General features: G+C 64.2%; 5 protein-coding genes and 1 pseudogene. All 6 read left to right on the top strand.

Annotation, left to right across the window (positions count from 1 at the left end):
• On the top strand, positions 1-627 hold a 627-nt coding region (locus GGD66_RS40975; protein WP_183262258.1), incomplete at its 5' end, for a substrate-binding domain-containing protein.
• 60 nt (positions 628-687) lie between these two features.
• A complete protein-coding gene (locus GGD66_RS40970; RefSeq protein WP_183233461.1) occupies positions 688-1,512 on the top strand; it encodes an ATP-binding cassette domain-containing protein in 825 nt (274 codons plus the stop codon).
• The gene (locus GGD66_RS40965) at positions 1,509-2,765 is read left to right on the top strand and encodes a sugar ABC transporter permease (protein WP_183233460.1); all 1,257 of its coding nucleotides are present in this window, start codon (positions 1,509-1,511) and stop codon (positions 2,763-2,765) included. The genes GGD66_RS40970 and GGD66_RS40965 overlap by 4 nt, the downstream gene beginning before the upstream one ends.
• A 27-nt stretch (positions 2,766-2,792) precedes the next feature.
• Positions 2,793-3,521, top strand: a complete 729-nt coding sequence (locus GGD66_RS40960; RefSeq protein ID WP_091952277.1) for an SDR family oxidoreductase — start codon at positions 2,793-2,795, stop codon at positions 3,519-3,521.
• 22 nt (positions 3,522-3,543) lie between these two features.
• Positions 3,544-5,169: an FGGY-family carbohydrate kinase gene (locus GGD66_RS40955; RefSeq protein WP_183233459.1), complete on the top strand. Its 1,626-nt coding sequence runs from the start codon at positions 3,544-3,546 to the stop codon at positions 5,167-5,169.
• 169 nt (positions 5,170-5,338) lie between these two features.
• Positions 5,339-5,664: pseudogene (locus GGD66_RS40950) on the top strand (ABC transporter substrate-binding protein); the annotation flags it as partial.

Raw genomic sequence — 5,664 nt, 5'->3', positions numbered from 1 at the left:
TCGCTCATCAAGCATCTGAAGGCCGCCAACGTCACGGCGAAGGAAGGTGAGGGCGTGCTCGAAATCAATGGATCGCCGACCGATGCCGCTGCGGGCCTCATCAAGAAGGGCATCCACGCGGGCCTTGATAAGAGCGGCTATCCGATTCTCGCCGAATACGACACGCCGGACTGGGCGCCGCCGAAGGCGCAGCAATGGGCGAGCGGCCAGGTCACCCGCTTCGGCAAGAAGATCCTCGGCGTGGTGGCCGCCAACGATGGCACCGGCGGTGGCGCAATTGCCGCCTTCAAGGCCGCAGGCGTCGATCCGGTGCCGCCGGTGACGGGCAACGATGCGACGATCGCCGCGCTTCAGCTCGTCATCGCCGGCGATCAGTACAACACGATCTCCAAGCCCAGCGAGATCGTGGCCGCTGCAGCGGCCCAAGCCGCGGTGAAATTCCTCTCCGGCGAGACGCCCAAGGCGGAAACCACACTCTTCAATGCGCCATCGAAGCTGTTCGTGCCGGCGGTCGTCACGCAGGAGAACCTGAAGGCTGAGATCATCGACAAGAAGATCCAGACGGCCGATCAGCTCTGCACGGGCCGCTATGCCGCCGGCTGTAAGAAGCTCGGCATCACGCAGTAACTGCGTCCGTCCCGGCCGCTCGCGGCGGCCGGGACGAACGACGAGAGGGCGGACTGGGACATGACCATGATCTCGGATGTCGATCACCCGGAAGGCGGACCGCGCAAACCGGTCTTGAGTCTTCGCGGAATTTCCAAGCATTTCGGCGCCGTGTCCGCCCTGACCAACGTCGATCTCGACGTGCATGCCGGCGAGGTCGTGGCGCTCGTGGGCGACAACGGTGCTGGAAAATCCACGCTGGTGAAGATCCTTGCCGGCGTGCACCAGCCCAGTTCTGGAACGATCGCCTTCGGCGGCGAGCCGGTTGTCCTGTCCGATCCGTCCACTGCGCTCGGCCTCGGCATCGCCACCGTTTTTCAGGATCTGGCGCTCTGCGAAAACCTCGATGTGGTCGCAAATATCTTCCTCGGCCGCGAGCTCAATCCGATGCGGCTCGACGAGGTCTCCATGGAGCTCCGCGCCTGGACGCTGCTCAACGAATTGTCGGCGCGGATCCCGAGCGTGCGCGAGCCGGTTGCGTCGCTCTCCGGCGGACAGCGCCAGACCGTGGCGATCGCGCGTTCGCTGCTCACCGAGCCGAAGCTCATCCTGCTCGACGAGCCGACCGCCGCGCTCGGCGTCGCCCAAACCGCCGAGGTGCTGGACCTCGTCGAGCGCGTTCGCGCCCGCGGCCTCGGCGTCATCATGATCAGCCACAACATGGAGGACGTCCGCGCCGTCGCCGACCGGATCGTGGTGCTGCGCCTCGGCCGCAACAACGGCGAATTCGAGCCCGACGCTTCCAACCAGGATCTCGTCACCGCGATCACCGGTGCGGACGAAAACTCGGTCTCGCGCCGCGCCAGCCGGCGCCGCGCGCATCAGTCGCCGGAGCTTGGCCGATGACCGACAACGCACAACGGGTTTCGATGACGCGGCCGCTCGATCGCAGTGACGAGCGCGTCAAGCACACGGACACATTTGGGAACATGTTCAGCGCGTTTGTGGATCGCGTGCGGTCGGGCGATCTCGGCTCGCTGCCGGTGGTCGTCGGGCTCATTGTCATCTGCACGGCATTCGAGAGTCTCAACCCTGTTTTTCTGGCGCCGAACAATCTGGTCAATTTGCTGTTCGATTGCTCGACGGTGGGCGTGATCTCGCTGGGCATCGTCTGTATCCTGATGGTCGGCGAGATCGATCTCTCGGTCGGCTCGGTGAGCGGGTTCGCTTCGGCGCTCGTTGGCGTGCTTTGGGTTGGTCAGGATTGGCCGGTCGCCGTGGCGATCGTCACGGCGTTGGTGCTGGGCGCCGCCATCGGCGCGCTTTACGCATTTCTGTTCAATCGTCTGGGGATGCCGAGCTTCGTTTCGACGCTGGCCGGCCTGCTGGGGTGGCTCGGCCTGCAGCTGTATCTGCTCGGCTCATCGGGCTCGATCAACCTTCCGTACGGATCGCCACTGGTCAATTTCGGGCAGATGCTCGTCATGCCGCCAATCGTGTCCTACGTGCTGGCGGCGGTTGCGAGCCTTGTGGTGTTCGTGACCAGCTACCGCACAGCGTTGCGCCGGCGGCAGGCGGGGCTATCGGCCAGTTCGCTCGGCCGCATGGTGCTGAAGGCGCTGCTGGTCACCGTCATGCTCGAATTCGTCGTCTATTATCTCAATCTCGGCCGCGGCATTCCGTGGATGTTCGGTCTGTTCGTCGGCCTGTGCGTGGTGATGAACTACGCGTTGACGCGGACCAAATGGGGCCGTTCGATGTCTGCCGTCGGCGGCAATCGCGAGGCGGCCCGCCGGGCCGGCATCAATGTTCGCCGGGTCTATCTGACCGCGTTCGTGCTGTGCTCCACACTGGCGGCGGCCGGCGGCATTCTTGCCGCGGCGCGGCTGGCATCTTCCAGCCAGCAGGCCGGGACCGGGGATGTAAATCTCAACGCGATCGCCGCCGCGGTCATCGGCGGCACGAGCCTGTTCGGCGGTCGCGGGAGCGCCTATTCCGCACTGCTCGGCGTCATCGTCATCCAGTCCATCGCGAGCGGCCTGACGCTGCTCGATCTCTCCTCGTCGCTACGGTACATGATTACGGGCGCGGTCCTTGCCATTGCGGTCATCGTCGATTCGCTGGCACGACGCTCACGCCTCTCCCATGGCCGAGCTTGAATAACTCGAACAAGAAAAGGACAAGCCTTGGCCCAGGAACTTGCAGGAAAAGTTGCCGCGATCACCGGCGCCGCATCGGGCATCGGTCTCGAGTGCGCCAGAGCTTTGATCGGCGCGGGTGCGCGGGTGGTGCTGATCGATCGGGCGGAGGAGGCGCTGAGCAAAGCCTGCGTCGAGCTGGGCGATCAGGCGATTCCGTTACGCATCGACCTCACCGATCCCGTGAGCATGCAAGCCATGATGCCTCAATTGCTGGAGAAGGCGGGACAGCTGGACATCTTCCACGCGAACGCAGGCGCCTATGTCGGCGGCGAGGTGCTCGCGGGCGATCCCGACGCCTGGGATCGCATGCTCAATTTGAACATCAATGCGCTGTTCCGGTCGATTCATGCGGTGCTGCCGCACATGGTTGAGCGCAAGAGCGGCGACATCATCGTCACCAGTTCGATCGCCGGTCTTGTCCCTGTCGTCTGGGAGCCGATCTATACTGCGTCCAAGCACGCCGTGCAGGCTTTCGTGCATACCGTGCGCCGACAGGTCGCCAAATACGGTTTGCGCGTCGGTGCCGTTGCGCCAGGTCCGGTTGTGACCGCGCTTATCAAGGACTGGCCCAAGGAGAAGATCGAGGAAGAAATGGCGGCAGGTGGCTTGATGCAGCCGGTGGAGGTCGCAGAGGCGGTGCTTTTTATGTTGACGCGTCCGAGAAACGTCACCATCCGCGACCTCGTCATTCTGCCGCAGAGCAACGATCTGTAGCATTCTCCGATTGGCGATCCAGATGACGAAACAATCCGATGACCGCCATTTTCTTGGCATCGATGTCGGCACCGGCAGCGCACGGGCCGGCGTGTTCGACCGCTCCGGCAGGCTGATGGCGAGTGACAGCTCCCCCATCGCACTTTGGCGGGAGGCCGGCGACATCGTCGAGCACTCAAGCGAGGACATCTGGCGTGCCGTATGCCGCAGCGTGCGTGGAGCGGTGGCACAGGCCGGCATCGCGCCGGACAGCATCACCGGCATCGGCTTCGACGCGACCTGCTCGCTGGTGGTGCTTGGCGAAGGGGGCGCGCCGCTGCCCGTCGGCCCGTCCGGCGATCCTGCTCGCAACGTCATCGTATGGATGGATCACCGCGCCGGCGATCAGGCGCGCCGGATCAACCAGACGGGCGAGACGGTTCTTGACTATGTCGGCGGAACGATCTCACCCGAGATGGAGACGCCGAAACTCTTGTGGCTCGCCGAAAACATGCCCAACACGTTTTCCCGTGCGTGGCAGTTCATGGACTTGACCGATTTTCTCACCTGGCGTGCGACGGGGAGCCTGTCTCGCTCCATCTGTACCGTGACCTGCAAGTGGACCTATCTGGGTCATGAAAACCGCTGGGACGATCAATTCTTCCGCAGGGTCGGCCTCGGCGTGCTGGCGGACGAGCAGTTCCGCAGGATCGGCACCGAGATCGTGCCCGGCGGAACGAGGCTGGCGGCGGGCCTGACGGCGGAGGCTGCGGCCGATCTCGGCCTCGCGACGGGTACGCCGGTCGCTGCCGGCCTCATCGATGCACATGCCGGCGGCGTTGGTACGGTGGGCGCGCGCGGCCACGCGGGCACGGTGCTGACGCGCATGGCCTATGTGTTCGGAACGTCCGCCTGTACCATGACGACCACGCCGGATCCGTCCTTCGTCCCCGGCGTTTGGGGACCTTATTTCTCCGCGATGGTGCCCGGGCTTTGGCTCAATGAAGGCGGGCAGTCGGCCGCCGGCGCTGCCATCGAGCATCTGTTGCAGATGCATCCGCATTCCGCGCAAGCGACGCAGGCTGCACGCCAGAAGCAGCAGACGCTTGCCGATTGGCTTGCCTCGGAAACCGAATCCCGCGGCGGTGACGGAATGATTCCGCAATTGGTCGGCGAGGTTCATGTCGTTCCCGAATTCCTCGGCAATCGCGCGCCGTTCGCGGACCCTGACGCGCGTGCGCTGATTGCCGGGCTCGATATGCGCTCGGATCTGGAGAGCCTGCTGGCGCTTTATCTTGCCGGGCTGTGCGGTCTCGGTTGCGGGGCCAGGCAGATCGTTCGCGCCCAGCAGGACAAGGGCATCGCGGTCGATACGATCGTGGTCAGCGGTGGCGCCGCAAAGAGCCGCCTTGTGCGGCAAGTCCTCGCCGATATGACGGGTTTGACGGTGGCTGCGTCGGCATCCCCGGAGGCCGTCCTGCTCGGCTCCGCGATGCTTGGATCAGTTGCATCGGGCGACCATGGCAATCTCGGCGAGGCGATGCAGGCGATGTCGGTTCTGGGAGACATCTCTCGACCCCAGGCCGCTCTCGTAGACTGGGCCGATCGGCGCTTTCGAGCCTTCGAGGCCCTGCAGAAGGTCGGTCGGGCAATCAGAAGCGCTTCGTAGCCCCATTGCCAGCTGGACCGGGCGTACCCAGGCACGGCTTGCATCCAACGTCGGCGCTGCCTGCGTAGGAGAGGGCATTCGACCCTCTTTCATCATCTCGACACATATGTCATGATAAAAATACAAATGTATAGTCCGGGTCTTTTTGCCCGGCGAGGGAGGGCTGCCCATGGGTAGGAAAGTCGCATTCATTGCGGCCTTGTTCGGCGCGTTGGCATTGGTTGGTCCGGCGCAGGCACGGGTCGAGGTCCAGTGGTGGCACGCCATGAGTGGCGTCCTCGGCGACCGGCTCAATGAGCTGGTCGAGAAGTTCAACAAGTCGCAGGACAAGTACACGGTCGTCGCGGTCGCCAAGGGGAACTATGACGAGGTGACCAACGGGGTGATCGCCGCCTATCGTGCCAAGCGGCCGCCGGAGATGGTGCAGATCGCCGAGCGCGGTTACATGACGATGCTGCTTTCAGGGGCCATTGTCCCCGTGCAGGATTTGGTGGA

Source organism: Bradyrhizobium sp. CIR48, assembly GCF_014198315.1.
Taxonomy (GTDB): Bacteria; Pseudomonadota; Alphaproteobacteria; order Rhizobiales; family Xanthobacteraceae; genus Bradyrhizobium.
The sequence above is the reverse complement of the archived record's forward strand: the minus strand, read 5'-3'. Positions and strand labels throughout refer to the sequence as shown.